Genomic DNA, 13,540 nt, shown 5'->3' with positions numbered 1-13,540 from the left:
GTTAAGCGGGCCATGACTGTGAGCAGTTGCTCCGTCTCATGAGCCGAAGTTTATGCTTTTGTTTGCATAAACCGCTCTGGGTCAGGGCCGAACGGGTTTGCTGGTGGGGACGTAAGTGTCACTGGCGGAATGCAGGGCAGGGACGCCATTAAGGCTCCCTCTGAATTTTAGAAGGTCGAGGATACCGACATGAGCGATATCGCAGAACGCGTGAAGAAAATTGTAGTTGATCATCTCGGCGTAGACGCTGAAAAGGTCGTCGAAGGCGCCAGCTTCATCGACGATCTGGGCGCTGACTCGCTCGACACCGTCGAACTCGTCATGGCCTTCGAAGAAGAGTTCGGTGTTGAAATCCCGGACGACGCTGCTGACTCGATCCTGACGGTCGGCGACGCTGTCAAGTTCATCGAGAAGGCCCAGGCCTGATCGATCACATTGCTGCGGAAGGCGGGCGAGAGCCCGTCCTGTCCGCTTGGGCCCGCGATGAGCGGGCCTTGTTGTATCTGGACCTTTGTTTACAATGACTTCGGTCAAATAAATTGGGTGGGCTTCGCACGATGAGACGTGTCGTCATCACCGGTACCGGCATGGTATCGCCTCTGGGATGTGGAACGGAACTGACCTGGCAGCGGCTTCTTGCCGGCCAGAGTGGCGCACGTCTGGTCACGGAATTCGAGGTCGATGACCTTCCCGCCAAGATCGCCTGCCGCATCCCGACCGAAGGTGAGGGCGCCTGGAATCCTGACGACTGGATGGAGCTCAAGGAGCAGCGCAAGGTCGACCATTTCATCATTTATGCGGTGGCCGCTGCCGACATGGCGCTCAAGGATGCCGGCTGGGAGCCGACCACCTATGAAGACCAGTGCCAGACAGGCGTGCTGATCGGCTCCGGCATCGGCGGCCTCGAAGGCATCGTCGAGGCGGGTCATATCCTGCGCGACAAGGGCCCGCGTCGCCTCTCGCCGTTTTTCATTCCCGGCCGTCTGATCAACCTTGCCTCCGGCCAGGTCTCGATCCGTCACAAGCTGCGCGGCCCGAACCATTCTGTGGTGACGGCCTGCTCGACCGGCGCGCATGCAATAGGTGACGCTGCCCGTCTCGTGGCGCTCGGCGATGCCGACGTCATGGTCGCCGGTGGCACCGAGTCCCCGATCAGCCGCATCTCGCTGGCCGGCTTTGCCGCCTGCAAGGCGCTGTCGACAGCCCGCAACGACGACCCGACCGCCGCCTCGCGCCCCTATGACCAGGACCGTGATGGTTTCGTCATGGGTGAAGGTGCAGGCATCGTGGTCCTAGAAGAGCTGGAGCATGCCAAGGCGCGCGGCGCCAAGATCTATGCCGAAGTTGTCGGCTACGGTCTCTCGGGCGATGCCTTCCACATCACTGCCCCGTCGGAAGATGGCGATGGCGCCTTCCGCTGCATGACCATGGCGCTGAAGCGTGCCGGTCTCACAGCAGGCGATATCGACTACATCAACGCCCATGGCACATCGACCATGGCCGACACGATCGAGCTCGGCGCTGTCGAGCGTCTCGTTGGCGAACACGCGTCGAAGATCTCGATGTCGTCCACCAAGTCTGCGATCGGCCACCTTCTGGGTGCTGCCGGTGCCGTCGAGGCGATCTTCTCGGCACTCGCCATTCGCGACAACGTCGCGCCGCCGACGCTCAATCTCGACAATCCCCAGGTCGAAACCAAGATCGACCTGGTGCCGCACAAGGCGCGGAAGCGGGACATCAATGTCGCGCTCTCCAACTCCTTCGGTTTTGGCGGCACCAATGCTTCGCTGGTGCTGAAGCGCTACGAGAGTTGATCGGGCAACGGGCGGTCGATCCAATCAACCGCCCGTGATTGCTCTGGATGACGGCGGCATGCTCTTGCCCGCCGCCACTGTCTGCGGATAGAAATCATCCCAACGCCCGGCGCGCCCGCGCCGGACGACGACCCGGATTTTGCCGCATTGCTGGACGAAACAGCCGCGAATGCGAAACAAAGAAGGATTGCCGGTGACCGACAACAGCCAGAACGGCGGTAGCCAGAACAACGGTGTCTCCTTCGGCCGCGATGCCGATACCCAGCCGGGCAAGGGACCCTTTATTCCGAAGTCGCCCAACGAGGCGCTGCGTCCCGAGCGCGTGCCGCAGCCGCCGCGCCGTTCTCGCAAGGCGCGCAGCCAGGTGGTGATCTTCTTCAACTTCCTGATGACCATGGCGGTCTTCGTCTGCGTGGTGGCCGTAGCTGGCTTCTTCTACGTTATGGACAGCTATCAGAAGCCGGGACCGCTTGCCGCAAACTCCAATTTCGTGGTGCGCAGTGGGGCAGGCCTCGCCGAGATCGCCAACAATCTCGAACGCAACGGCATCGTCTCGGACGCCCGCATCTACCGCTACGTCACGACCACCTATCTGCAGGATGGCCAGACGCTGAAGGCTGGTGAGTATGAGATCAAGGCCGGCTCCTCGATGAAGGAGATCACGGCGCTGCTCGAATCCGGCAAGTCGATCCTCTATTCGGTGTCCTTCCCGGAAGGCCTGACCGTCAAGCAGATGTTCCAGCGCCTTGCCGCCGATACCGTGCTCGAAGGGGATCTTCCGGCTGAGCTTCCGCCGGAAGGCAGCCTGCGCCCGGATACCTACAAGTTCACCCGCGGCACGAACCGCGCGGAGATCGTCACGCAGATGCGCGCCGCCCAGGAACGTCTGATCGACCAGATCTGGGAAAAGCGCGATCCGGATTTGCCGATCGACACCAAGGAAGAGTTCGTCACGCTCGCCTCCATCGTCGAGAAGGAAACGGGTAAGGACGACGAACGCGCCCATGTGGCCTCGGTCTTCATCAACCGTCTCAACAAGGGCATGCGCCTGCAGTCCGACCCGACGATCATCTACGGCCTCTTCGGCGGCGATGGCAAACCGGCTGACCGCCCGATCTTCCAGTCTGATATCCGCAAGGAAACGCCCTACAACACCTATGTGATCAAGGGCCTGCCGCCGGGACCGATTGCAAATCCTGGTCGCGCCGCTCTCGAAGCTGTCGCTCATCCGTGGAAGACGGAAGACCTTTACTTCGTAGCTGACGGCTCCGGCGGGCACGCCTTTGCCGCGACGCTGCAGGAGCACAATGCGAATGTGCGCCGCTGGCGCAAGATCGAGGCCGAACGCGCCCAGACGCCGCCGGCAACGCTGGATGTCGACCCGGAAGTCGATCCGACGGCGAACAATTGAGACCGGCGTTAAGGGGCGGGGCATGACACTGCAATCCATGACGGGCTTTGCCCGTGTCGAGGGCTCGTCAGGGCGTTACCGCTGGGCCTGGGAACTCCGTTCCGTCAACGGCAAGGGCCTGGATCTGCGCGCGCGCCTGCCCCAGGGCCACGAGGCGCTCGAAACCGATATTCGCCGACTGGCCGGGGAACGGCTGACCCGCGGCAACCTGCAGATCGGCCTCAACGTCACGGTGAGCGAAAACCGTGTCGAGGCCGTGCTGAACCGGGATGCGCTTGCGGCGGTTCTCGCACTGCGTGACCAGCTCGGCCCCGATGTCCTTGATCCCGCACCTCTGCGGCTCGACACGCTCCTCTCCATTCGTGGCCTCGTCGATATGCGTGAGGCAACCGATGATGCCGAGGCGATTGCTGTCCGCGATGCCGATATTCTGGCCGGCCTGGAACGTGCAATCACGGCGCTGGCCGACATGCGCACGACCGAAGGGGCAGCACTCCGCCGCATCCTCGAAGAGCAGGTCACCAAGATCGAGGATCTCGCGCTTCAGATTGAGGCAGATCCCTCCCGGACACCGGATGAGATCGCCCGCAGGCTCGAAACGCAGCTCGCCGCACTTATGGACACGACATCAGGTCTCGACCGCGATCGCCTCCATCAGGAAATCGCTTTGATCGCCACCAAGGCGGATCTGCGCGAAGAAATCGACCGCCTGAAGGCGCATGTCACGGCCGCCAGGGAGCTGCTGGCTGCCGGCGGTCCGGTGGGTCGCAAACTCGATTTCCTGGCGCAGGAATTTAACCGAGAATCAAATACTATCTGTTCCAAATCCAATGCCGTCGCGGTCACCGCCGCCGGCATCGAGTTGAAGGTCGTCATCGACCAATTCCGCGAACAGGTTCAGAATCTGGAGTAGTCCATGGCCGCTGCCGCCCCTCAATCCGTCAAGATCGCAAGGCGCGGCCTGATGCTCGTGATTTCCTCGCCCTCGGGTGCAGGAAAGTCGACCATTGCCAGAACCCTTATGGACCGAGACCAGCAGATCAGCCTGTCGGTCAGTGTCACGACCCGGCAGCGTCGCCAGAGCGAGATCGAGGGCGTGCACTATCACTTCGTCTCCCAGCGTGAGTTCGAGCGCCTGCGCGACAGTGACTCGCTGCTCGAATGGGCTGAGGTCCATGGCAACTACTACGGCACGCCCCGTGAAGCCGTGGAGACCGCGATGGGCGAGGGCCGCGACATGCTCTTCGACATCGACTGGCAAGGCGCCCAGCAGTTGCAGGACAAGATGTCCGCCGACGTCGTCTCGATCTTCATCCTGCCGCCGACCATGGCCGAGCTTCAGTCGCGCCTTCATCGCCGTGCGGAGGATACGGAAGAGGTCATCCAGACACGTCTCAACAATTCCCGCGCCGAGATCGCCCACTGGCGTGAATATGACTACGTGATCGTCAATGACGACCTGAACTCGGCCTTCGATGCCGTCCAGTCGATCGTCAAGGCCGAGCGCCTACGCCGCGACCGCCGCCATGGCCTGTTCGACTTCGTCGAGGGTCTGATCGCCTGAGAAGTGCGATCTCTGAATTGAAAAGGGCGGCCTGATTTCTCGGTCGCCCTTTTTTGTGTTTATTCGCCTCTCGGGAAGCGTTGGCTCTCTTCGAGAATGTTGAGGTCCATGTGGTTGCGCATGTAGCGCTCGGACGCCTTCTGCAGCGGCTGGTAATCCCAGGGGAAATAGGCGCCGTTGCGCAGCGCCGCATAGACGATATGGCGCCGCGCCTGGCTTTCGCGAACCGCCGCATCGAATCGCGGCAGATCCCACCGCCTTGCAGCTTCCTTGCTGAGCGCTTCGAAAATCCCGGCCGCAGCCGGCTCCTCTGCAAGATTGGTCAACTCATAGGGATCGGCCTCGAGGTCCGCCAGGATCGGCGGATCCGCCTCGCAGAGCGTCAGCTTGTAGCGCTCGTTGCGAAGCCCGATCATCGGACTGACCGTACCCTCGGCCGCGTATTCCATGGGCACCATGCCCCGCCCACCGGTTCCGGTTGCGAGTGGCATCAGATCCTCGCCATCGGTCCAGTCGAGAATGGTGGATATGTCGATGCCGGCAAGTCCGGCCAGTGTTGGGGTAACGTCGAGCGTCGAAACGGGTGTCGTCACCAGCCGTCCGTCGACGCCCGGGACCGCCATCATCATAGGAACCCGGGCGGAGCCTTCGAAGAAGTTCATCTTGAACCACAGGCCCCGCTCGCCCAGCATATCGCCATGATCGGAGACGAAGAGGATGACGGTGTTGTCCGCCATTCGTGTGCGCTCGAGCACGTCGAGGATCTCGCCGATCTTGTCGTCGACATAGGAGATATTGGCGAAATAGCCCTGGCGGGCCCGCGCCACGTTCTCGTCTGTGATGTCGAAGGCGAGATGGTCGCAGGCATCCATCAGGCGCTGCGAATGCGGATCCTGTTCGTCATATGGGATCGCAGGAACACTCGGCTGAAGGGCCTCGCAGCCCTCGTAGAGATCCCAGTATTTCCGCCTCGCGACGTAAGGGTCATGCGGGTGGGTGAAACTGACCGTCAGGCACCACGGCCGCTCGTCATGGCCGCGCGACAGGTCGTAGAGACGACGCGTGGCGTTGTAAACCACCTCGTCATCATACTCCATCTGGTTGGTGATCTCGGCAACGCCGGCGCCCGTGACGGAGCCGAGATTGTGATACCACCAGTCGATGCGCTCGCCCGGCTTGCGATAGTCGGGGGTCCAGCCGAAATCGGCGGGGTAGATGTCCGTCGTCAGCCGCTCTTCGAAGCCATGGAGTTGGTCCGGTCCGACGAAATGCATCTTGCCGGAAAGGCTGGTCTGGTAGCCGGCCGCCCGCAGGTGATGGGCGAAGGTCGGGATATCGGAGGCAAACTCCGCCGCATTGTCATAGACACGCGTCCGGCTCGGCAATTGCCCCGACATGAAGGAGGCGCGCGCTGGCGCACAGAGCGGGCTTGCCGTGTAAGTGTTGGCGAAGCGCACGGAGCGCTTCGCCAGATTTGCCAGATGGGGCGCATGCAGGAAATCAGCGGGACCGTCCGGAAAGAAGGTCCCGTTGAACTGATCCACCATCAGGATCAGGATGTTGGGGCGTGAGGTCACGAGTGTCAGACCTCAGAGACCGAGAGCCGACTTGACCGCCGCATCGCCCGGCTGGCCATCCAGCGTGGTCACGCCCTTCAGCCAGCTGTCGAGCACGCCCGGATTGGCCTTCAGCCATGCCGAGGCGGCCTCCTTGGAGTCCTTGCCGCCGAGGATTTCGCCCATCAGGACGTTCTCCATCGAGACATCAAAGGTCATCTGCTTGAAAAGCGTTGCAGCATTCGGGCAGGCTTCGCTCCAGCCGGTCCGCCCCAGAGTATAGACTTCGGCACCACCGAAATTCGGACCGAAATAGGCGTCGCCACCGGAGAGATAGGTCAGCGGGAAGCGCTCGTTCATCGGATGCGGCGCCCATGCGAGGAAGACGACGCCCTTGCCTTCCTTGGTGGCGCGCTCGACCTGAGCCAGCATGGCCTGTTCACCCGATTCGACCAGTTCCCACCCCTTGAGGCCGAATTCGCCGGCGTCGATCATCTTCTGGATATTGGCGTTTGCCGGTGCACCGGGCTCGATGCCGTAGATCTTGCTTTCGAATTCATCCGGGTTCTTGCCGAGGTCGGCGAAATCCTTGATGCCCTTCTCGGCCGTCGCGGTCGGCACGGCGAGCGTGAACTTCGCGCCTTCCAGATTCCTCGCCAAGACTTCGATTGCCTTGGCACCGTTCAGGTCGTCTATGAAGGCCTGCTGTGCCGGCATCCAGTTGCCGAGGAAGACGTCGATCTCGCCGTTTTTCATCGACTGGTAGCCGATCGGCACCGAGAGCGTCTTTACATCAGCCTGGTAGCCGAGCGCTTCCAGCACAACGGAGGCAACGCCGTTCGTCGCGGTGATGTCGGTCCAGCCCGGATCCGAGAGGCGTACGGTCTTGCAGCTTTCTGCATCTGCGGCAGCTGCGGTCGTGGCGAGGAGCATCAGGGCCAAGCCGGCAAGGCCGCCAAGACCCGTGCGATGGTTCAATGTCGTGCGCATAGTGGTTCCCTCTTTTTGTGGTATTGTCTGCCGTTATTGAAGAGGCGCGGCACTTGCCTGTGAAGCAGGAGATTTTTGATGTTTGGCATAAGTCAGATTGATGTCTGAGCCTCTGGTCGATCTCGCCTGGATGCGCCTGCTTGTGGAAGTCGGACGGAAGGGCTCGCTATCCGCCGCCGCCGAGGCGCTCGGGCTGTCCCAACCGGCTGTCAGTTATCAGATCCGACTGCTGGAGCAGCGGTTCGGTCTGCCGCTCCTGCAGCGACTGCATCGGGGGGTGCGCTTTACGGAGGAGGGGCAGCGCCTGCTGGCCATCGCCGAACGCACGGTGTCGGAAGTCGACAGTCTACAGAGAAGCCTGCGGGCCGCGCGTCGTCGCCCGACCGTGCGGCTGGCCACGGACTACGCTTTCTCGAGCCTCTGGCTCATCCCGCGCATGCATGCCTTCCGTCAGCAGTATCCGGATATCGACCTGCAGATCGTCGCCACCCAGCGCCTGGGGCACCATTGGCGCGAGGATGCCGATCTTGCGGTTGCCTTCGGCACGGCGAGCGAGTTCGGCCCTGGTGCGACCTTGCTGATGCCCGAGCGGGTGGTTCCCGTTTGCACTCCAAGCCAGTCCAGGCGTCAGCCTGATATTTCTCCTGTCGAACAGGGGCCTCTGATCCATCTGGAGGCCGAAAGCATCTACCCCTGGCTCGACTGGCCCGCTTATCTCACACGGGTGGGGCTGGCCGAGAACGATGAGGAGCGACCGGGTGACCTGCGCTTCAATACCTACGCCCTTGTCGTTCAGGCAGCCATGGCAGGCCAAGGCGTTGCGCTCGGATGGCTCGGTCTCGTCGATCATCTGCTGGACGCCAACCTGCTCGTGGTGGCAGGCGAGATGGTCACTGTGCCCGGACGTGGATATTGGCTGGTATCTGGCAGCAAAAGCGATGCGGTGACGCATCTTGCGAGTTGGCTTGTTCAAGAGGCCGCAATCACCGGCGGCAATCGGCTCGCTGACTGACTACGGGGAAGAAATTTCGCGATCGCTCAACTTGCATAATTCAAGCATGACTAATGTTTAACCATTGTATTGCATCATCCTCCTGACGCTATAGTTGCGGAGCCGTGTGGGGCCGCACATCGAATGCTGGGGATCGAGATGCGATTGACGGATGCTTCTGTTACTTGGCGCCTTGCGGTGGCGCTTGCCATTCCTCTGGTGGCGCTGGCCGGGCTGGCCTATGTCGAAGTCAACACCACCTTTGCCGCCTATCAGCACGCACGCCATCTGGGCGTCGTCAGCGCTGACCTCGGCGTGATCGGCGATCTCGTGCATGCGCTGCAGGGTGAACGTGCAGAGGCGGTCGGCCTCCTCGCTTCCAAGGGCAAGGAACATGGTCCCGAGCTCGAAGCGATGCGGACGAAGGCCGCACCGGCATTGAGCCAGATGGATCATGTCCTCGAAGACATGAAGGCCGAAGGGGATCCAACCCTGATGCGCCACGAGGAAGAGCTGGCGGTTGTTTTGGCCAAGCTGCCGCAGATCAGGTCAGCGACCGATGCGCTGAGCATCCCGCCAACCGAGGTGTTCGTCTACTACACAGACCTCGTGCATCGGCTGATGAATGTCTCACGCGAATTCTCGCTTGTTGCTGGCGCCAGGGGAGTTGTCGGCAAGATGATGGCCTACAACCTTCTGATGAATGCCAAGGAAGTGGCCGGGCAAGAGCAGAATCTCGGCCACACCTTCATTTCGCAGGGCAAGTTCGACGACGCCCATTACCTCGACTTCATCGGAATGTTCGGCTCGCAGACCTCGCTGATCGGCCAGTATCTCGAACTGCTGCCCGACGAGGAGCGCGAGCGCTACAGACAGTCCTTGCACACACCCGACGCGGATGCCGTGGAGGCAATTCGCGCCAAGATGATGCTGGGCGGTCTTTCGGCTGACCTCAGCACCCTGGACAGCGGAGAATGGCTGGAGCGCTCGGCTCACCGGATCGAGCGATTAAAGGAACTGGAAAACGAGACGCTGGGCACGATCGTGGTGCAGGCGAAGGGCATGGCGGACGAGGAATATCACCATCTGCTCCGTGTGGCCGGGATCACCGGTTCGGTTCTGACCTTCGCCTGCTTCTTCGCCATGTCGCTGTCGCTCACGGTCGTTCGTCCACTGCGCCGCCTGACGCGGACGATGAACGATCTCGCCAAAGGGGAGGTCGAGGTCGACACGATCCAGTCGGATAGCAAGGACGAAATCGGTCAAATGGGCCGTGCCGTCGCCGAATACATCGCGCTGGCCAAGGCCCGCATGATGAAGGAGCGGGAGGAGCAGGAAGCGGCAGAGCGGATCAAGCGGGCTGCCGAGTTGGAGGCTGCGCGTGAACGCGCCGAGCGGGCCGCCGAGATTGCCTTCGCTGTCGACCAACTGGCGAGCGGGCTTGATGCCCTATCTTCAGGCGAGATCGGCTTCCGCCTTTCCGACCCCTTTGCCGAATCCCTCGATCCTCTTCGCACCAGCTTCAATGGCTCCATGGAGCGCCTCTGCGGCGTCATGTCGACGATCCGCCAGAGCACAGGCCAGTTGCACGGGGGCTCGCAGGAACTGCAGCTCGCGGCAGACGATCTTGCTCGCCGTACGGAGCGACAGGCCGCAGCGCTTGAGGAAGCGTCCGCCTCGATCAGCCAGATCACAACGGCCATGTCGAGCTCGACCCAACAGGCCCAGGAGGCCGGCAAACTGGTGCGCGAGGCAACCATCACCGCTCAGAAGTCCGGCTCCGTCGTCTCCGACACGGTCAAGGCCATGCATCACATCGAGCAGTCGTCCGGCCAGATCGGCCAGATCATCAGCGTTATCGACGAGATCGCCTTCCAGACCAACCTGCTGGCCCTGAACGCCGGCGTCGAAGCTGCCCGCGCAGGGGAAGCCGGCAGAGGCTTCGCCGTCGTGGCTCAGGAAGTGCGCGAACTTGCTCAACGCTCCGCCAACGCCGCCCGGGAGATCAAGTCGCTGATCAATCGTTCGGCCCAGGAGGTCGAAGCGGGCGTCCGCCTGGTCAACGAAACGGGCGAAACGCTGAAGGGCATCGAAGAGCATGTCATGAAGATCAATGAGCGCGTGTCTGCGATCGTTTCGGCAGCGCAGGAGCAATCCGGAGCGTTGAACGAGATCAGCCAGGCCGTGAGCCAGATGGACCAGGTAACGCAGCAGAACGCAGCCATGGTCGAAGAGGCGAGTGCGGCCACCTCAAGCGTGGCGGCTGAAGCCGACCGTCTGAACGCCCAGATCGCGCTCTTCAAACTGCCTGGAAACGAAAACCGTCAGCGCGGCCGCCAGGCCGCCTGACACAACGCTTGCCACCGCATCAGACCAGGTTGGCGAGCCTGCAGAATTCCTCGACGCTGAGCGTTTCGGCTCGGCGTTGAGGATCGATCTCTGCACGCGCGAGCAGCGCTTCCCCGCCGATCGGCTTGAGGCTTTGCCTCAGCATCTTGCGGCGCTGTCCGAAGGCCGCGAGCGTCACCTTCTCAAGCTTGTCGGCATCGCAGGGCAGGGGTTTCTCGATTGGCTCGAGATGCACCACGGTCGAGGTCACCTTGGGTGGCGGTGTGAAGGCCTGCGGGGGAATATCGAACGCCATGTGGGCCTCAGTCCGCCAGCCGCAAAGCACACCGAGCCGGCCGTAGTGATTGTCGTCCTCACGCGCCACGATCCGCTGGCCGACTTCCTTCTGGAACATCAGGGTGAGCGACTGCCAGAAGGGAGGCCATTGCGCGGGCAGGAGCCAGTTGACGAGCAACTGCGTCCCCACATTGTAGGGCAGGTTTGCGATGATCTTGACCGGTTCCCCTTTGGCGAGATCCTGGAAATCGATCTTCAGCGCGTCCCCCTCGATCACTTCCAGGCGCCCCGGGTAGTGGTCGCTGATTTCCTGGAGCGCCGGCAGGCAGCGCGGGTCGCGCTCGATGGCGACCACCTTCTTGGCACCAAGTGCCAGGATAGCCCTGGTCAATCCGCCCGGCCCGGGGCCGACTTCGATAACCGTAGCCCCTTCGAGAGAGCCAGCTGTGCGGGCCACCTTCTGTGTCAGGTTCAGGTCCAGGATGAAGTTCTGGCCGAGTGCCTTCTTGGCATCGAGCCCATGGCGCGCGATGACATCGCGCAGCGGTGGCAGTCCGTCGAGTGCAGCCATTAGCGGGATGCGTCCTTGGCGATGCTCATGCGATCCGCCAGTTCAAGCGCGGCAATGAGGCTTGTTTCCTTGGCAAATCCTGAACCGGCAAGACCGAAAGCGGTGCCATGATCAGGGGACGTGCGAATAAAGGGCAGGCCGAGCGTAACGTTGACGCTGTCGTCGAAGCCGAGCGCCTTGGCCGGGATCAGCGCCTGGTCATGATACATGCAGATTGCCACGTCATAACGGCTGCGGGCATCGTCATGGAACATCGTGTCGGCGGGCAGGGGCCCGAAGGCATCGATCCCTTCGTCGCGCAGGCGTCGGATGGCGGGATGAATGATGTCGTCATCCTCATGTCCGATCGCACCGCCTTCACCCGCATGCGGATTGAGCCCGGCAACCGCCAGCCGCGGCGCGGTCAAGCCGAAGCGGTCGGAGAGATCCCGGGCCACAATCCGGCAGGTATCGACAATGAGTTCTTCGCTCAGGGCGTCCGGCACATCCTTGATCGGAATGTGGATCGTGACAGGCACGGCCTTCAGCTTGGGCCCCGCGAGCATCATCACCGGCAGAACGCTTTCGCCGGTGGCCTTTGCCGCGAGGTCGGCCAGAAATTCGGTATGGCCGGGAAAGCCGAAGCCAGCTTCGTAGAGAACGGATTTTGCGATCGGATTGGTGACGACGGCCCGAACCTCGCCGGCAAGGCAGAGGGAGACGGCGGTCTCTATGGCGCTAATCGTTCCGCGGGCATTGGCGACATGCGGCTTGCCCGCGAGAACATCGACCCCGGTCTTGATGGAAAGCACCGGCAAAGCCCGGTCGAAAACCTCGCAGGCATGCGCGGCATCCGTTTCCTCGATCCTGACATCCAGCTCAAGCAGGCGAGCGCGCACCTCGAGTACCGCAGGATCGCCAATGTAGAGGAAAGGCGGCAAGCCGCTCTCGCCCCGCTTGAGCCAGGCTTGCAAGGCGATATCAGGCCCTATGCCGGCCGGGTCGCCTTGCGTAAGCGCGAGCGATAGCACGCCATCGGTCATGGATCGGCCTTTCGCCGCTTATTGCAGGACTATCTGGGCCTTGGAGCGCAGTTCTTCGAGATATTTGTCGGAATTCGGGTTTTGGTCCTGCTGTTCCTTGCCGAGATCCTCGGCGCGGAACACAACTTCGGCGGCGACGTCGTCCGATACCTGGCGCTGATTGCAGATTGCGAGATACTCCACACCACGTTCCGTCACGCGCGTGCCCGTCGTGCCGCCATTGGCCTTCTCGATGAGCGGCTTCCATTCCGGCGGCAGTTCCGGTTCCAGAACACGGCCGAGATTGCGGATCGAAACGTCGAGATAGTTCTTGGCGAATTCCATGGCCTGATCGCAGCCCGGGAACGATGCGCGCGACTTTTCGGCCTCGGCCTTGCGCTTGCCAACGATGCCCTTCTTCGAGGCCGGAACCACGAAAACAACCTGCTTCAGGAAGTATTCGGTCGTTACGGGCTTCTGCTTGTTCTCAAGCAGGCGTGTCACGAGATCCTGGTTCGAAAGGCGACCGCGCGAGCCGGCGCCATATCGAGCGTTGACGAGGCGCGGCCAGCTCATGGAGACAGCGATGAAGGATTTGAAATGGGCAGCGCCCACACCGGCCTGATCAAGCACGGAGTTCAGCTGCGAGACCGACATCTTGTTCGATGTCGCAAAGCGTTCGAAGGAGGCGTCGACATCGGACGTGCTGACGGACATGCCGACGCGGGCAATTTCCTCGCGCTTCAGCGCTTCGTTGACCAGTTCTTCTTTGGCAATCTTCTGCAAGTTGCCGCTGCGGCGCTGCAGTCGGAGGAATGCCGCGCGGCGTGAAACATCGCCGCTCGTGATCGCGGTCTTGTTGACGACGGCAACCACTGATGTCGCAGCCTGTACAGGCGCGACCATCGGAGTGGGGCTCACGCTGAGAGACAGCGCGATAACGCCGGCAAGCAGCAGACTGGTGCCCTTTTTCGCATTGGCCATCTGTCATCCTTTCTCCGGAGGATAAGCTTCCGC

12 protein-coding genes are annotated in these 13,540 nt (G+C 62.0%); 7 read left to right on the top strand and 5 right to left on the bottom strand.

The window, feature by feature from the left end; translation table 11 throughout:
• Positions 1-189: 189 nt before the first annotated feature.
• The 5 genes from C0V73_RS18115 (at position 190) to gmk (ending at position 4,789) form a co-directional block, all read left to right on the top strand.
• Positions 190-426, top strand: coding sequence for an acyl carrier protein (locus C0V73_RS18115; RefSeq protein WP_006727438.1), 237 nt, complete (start codon positions 190-192; stop codon positions 424-426).
• 131 nt (positions 427-557) lie between these two features.
• Positions 558-1,814, top strand: a complete 1,257-nt coding sequence (gene fabF / locus C0V73_RS18110; RefSeq protein WP_102021413.1) for a beta-ketoacyl-ACP synthase II — start codon at positions 558-560, stop codon at positions 1,812-1,814.
• A 169-nt stretch (positions 1,815-1,983) separates the two neighbouring features.
• Positions 1,984-3,225, top strand: coding sequence for an endolytic transglycosylase MltG (gene mltG / locus C0V73_RS18105; RefSeq protein ID WP_172450221.1), 1,242 nt, complete (start codon positions 1,984-1,986; stop codon positions 3,223-3,225).
• A 22-nt stretch (positions 3,226-3,247) separates the two neighbouring features.
• Complete coding sequence (locus C0V73_RS18100; RefSeq protein ID WP_102021412.1) at positions 3,248-4,138, top strand: YicC/YloC family endoribonuclease; 891 nt, start codon at positions 3,248-3,250, stop codon at positions 4,136-4,138.
• Positions 4,139-4,141: 3 nt separating this feature from the next.
• Complete coding sequence (gene gmk / locus C0V73_RS18095; protein ID WP_102021411.1) at positions 4,142-4,789, top strand: guanylate kinase; 648 nt, start codon at positions 4,142-4,144, stop codon at positions 4,787-4,789.
• Positions 4,790-4,848: 59 nt separating this feature from the next.
• Here gmk and betC read toward each other — a convergent pair whose 3' ends face one another.
• Together betC and C0V73_RS18085 are read right to left on the bottom strand one after the other, a co-directional pair.
• Positions 4,849-6,366, bottom strand: coding sequence for a choline-sulfatase (gene betC / locus C0V73_RS18090; RefSeq protein ID WP_102021410.1), 1,518 nt, complete (start codon positions 6,364-6,366; stop codon positions 4,849-4,851).
• 12 nt (positions 6,367-6,378) lie between these two features.
• The gene (locus C0V73_RS18085) at positions 6,379-7,335 is read right to left on the bottom strand and encodes a choline ABC transporter substrate-binding protein (protein ID WP_102021409.1); all 957 of its coding nucleotides are present in this window, start codon (positions 7,333-7,335) and stop codon (positions 6,379-6,381) included.
• Positions 7,336-7,435: 100 nt separating this feature from the next.
• On the opposite strand from C0V73_RS18085, the gene C0V73_RS18080 reads away from it, so the two are divergent.
• Positions 7,436-8,347 carry a LysR family transcriptional regulator gene (locus C0V73_RS18080; protein ID WP_102021408.1) on the top strand — a complete coding sequence of 304 codons (912 nt, stop codon included), beginning with the start codon at positions 7,436-7,438 and terminating at the stop codon, positions 8,345-8,347.
• Between the two features lie 138 nt (positions 8,348-8,485).
• Complete coding sequence (locus C0V73_RS18075) at positions 8,486-10,675, top strand: methyl-accepting chemotaxis protein (RefSeq protein ID WP_172450220.1); 2,190 nt, start codon at positions 8,486-8,488, stop codon at positions 10,673-10,675.
• Positions 10,676-10,694: 19 nt separating this feature from the next.
• Here C0V73_RS18075 and rsmA read toward each other — a convergent pair whose 3' ends face one another.
• From rsmA to C0V73_RS18060, 3 genes are read right to left on the bottom strand one after another with little or no spacing between them, the layout of a single operon-like run.
• Positions 10,695-11,522: a 16S rRNA (adenine(1518)-N(6)/adenine(1519)-N(6))-dimethyltransferase RsmA gene (rsmA, locus tag C0V73_RS18070; RefSeq protein ID WP_102021406.1), complete on the bottom strand. Its 828-nt coding sequence runs from the start codon at positions 11,520-11,522 to the stop codon at positions 10,695-10,697.
• Entirely contained in the window at positions 11,522-12,544 is a 1,023-nt protein-coding gene (gene pdxA, locus C0V73_RS18065; RefSeq protein ID WP_102021405.1) for a 4-hydroxythreonine-4-phosphate dehydrogenase PdxA, read from the bottom strand. The genes rsmA and pdxA overlap by 1 nt, the downstream gene beginning before the upstream one ends.
• A gap of 18 nt (positions 12,545-12,562) precedes the next feature.
• On the bottom strand, positions 12,563-13,507 hold the full coding sequence (locus tag C0V73_RS18060; protein WP_102021404.1) for a peptidylprolyl isomerase: 945 nt from the start codon (positions 13,505-13,507) through the stop codon (positions 12,563-12,565).
• Positions 13,508-13,540: the final 33 nt, after the last annotated feature.

Source organism: Rhizobium sp. TH135 (assembly GCF_002855515.1).
In the GTDB taxonomy this organism is placed as follows: Bacteria; Pseudomonadota; Alphaproteobacteria; order Rhizobiales; family Rhizobiaceae; genus Allorhizobium.
Note: the sequence above shows the minus strand (reverse complement) of the source record. Positions and strands in the feature narration are given on the sequence as shown.

Bases quoted from the DNA above. Each gene is read 5' to 3' on its own strand.
- C0V73_RS18060 (WP_102021404.1), bottom strand. From the start codon at position 13,507: ATGGCCAATGCGAAAAAGGGCACCAGTCTGCTGCTTGCCGGCGTTATC.
- C0V73_RS18080 (WP_102021408.1), top strand. From the start codon at position 7,436: ATGTCTGAGCCTCTGGTCGATCTCGCCTGGATGCGCCTGCTTGTGGAA.
- C0V73_RS18085 (WP_102021409.1), bottom strand. From the start codon at position 7,335: ATGCGCACGACATTGAACCATCGCACGGGTCTTGGCGGCCTTGCCGGC.
- rsmA (WP_102021406.1), bottom strand. From the start codon at position 11,522: ATGGCTGCACTCGACGGACTGCCACCGCTGCGCGATGTCATCGCGCGC.
- C0V73_RS18115 (WP_006727438.1), top strand. From the start codon at position 190: ATGAGCGATATCGCAGAACGCGTGAAGAAAATTGTAGTTGATCATCTC.
- pdxA (WP_102021405.1), bottom strand. From the start codon at position 12,544: ATGACCGATGGCGTGCTATCGCTCGCGCTTACGCAAGGCGACCCGGCC.
- C0V73_RS18100 (WP_102021412.1), top strand. From the start codon at position 3,248: ATGACACTGCAATCCATGACGGGCTTTGCCCGTGTCGAGGGCTCGTCA.
- mltG (WP_172450221.1), top strand. From the start codon at position 1,984: ATGCGAAACAAAGAAGGATTGCCGGTGACCGACAACAGCCAGAACGGC.
- gmk (WP_102021411.1), top strand. From the start codon at position 4,142: ATGGCCGCTGCCGCCCCTCAATCCGTCAAGATCGCAAGGCGCGGCCTG.
- C0V73_RS18075 (WP_172450220.1), top strand. From the start codon at position 8,486: ATGCGATTGACGGATGCTTCTGTTACTTGGCGCCTTGCGGTGGCGCTT.
- fabF (WP_102021413.1), top strand. From the start codon at position 558: ATGAGACGTGTCGTCATCACCGGTACCGGCATGGTATCGCCTCTGGGA.